Genomic DNA, 411 nt, shown 5'->3' with positions numbered 1-411 from the left:
CCTCGCCGGCGCGCAGGGCCGCGACGATCGCGGGCAGCTGGTCCTCGGGCGCCGTGAACACCACGAAGATCGGCTCGACCTGGGTGATGGTGACGATCGCCGACTGCCCCGCGGCGTTGACGATGTTGCCGATGTCGACCTGCCTGAAGCCGGTGACGCCGTCGATCGGCGCCCGGATCGTCGCGTAGCCGAGCTGCGTGGTCGCGTTGTCGATGGAGGCCTGATCGGAGGCCACCTGCGCGGTCAACTGGGCGACCAGGGCGGTCTGCGTCTCGGTCTGCTGGCGCGACGCGTAGGCGCCCAGCCCGGTGTAGCGGACGAGGTCCGCCTTGGCGTTGTTGAGGTTGGCGGTGTCCTGGTCCTTCTTGGCCTTCGCCTGGTCCAGGGTGGCCTGGTAGGGGCGCGGGTCGA

General features: G+C 70.3%; 1 pseudogene. It reads right to left on the bottom strand.

Annotated elements, in window-relative coordinates:
- Positions 1–411: pseudogene (locus K9U40_RS24215) on the bottom strand (efflux RND transporter periplasmic adaptor subunit); the annotation flags it as partial.

It is taken from the genome of Xanthobacter autotrophicus (assembly GCF_030015065.1).
GTDB classification, from domain to species: domain Bacteria; phylum Pseudomonadota; class Alphaproteobacteria; order Rhizobiales; family Xanthobacteraceae; genus Xanthobacter; species Xanthobacter autotrophicus_D.
The sequence above is the reverse complement of the archived record's forward strand: the minus strand, read 5'-3'. Positions and strand labels throughout refer to the sequence as shown.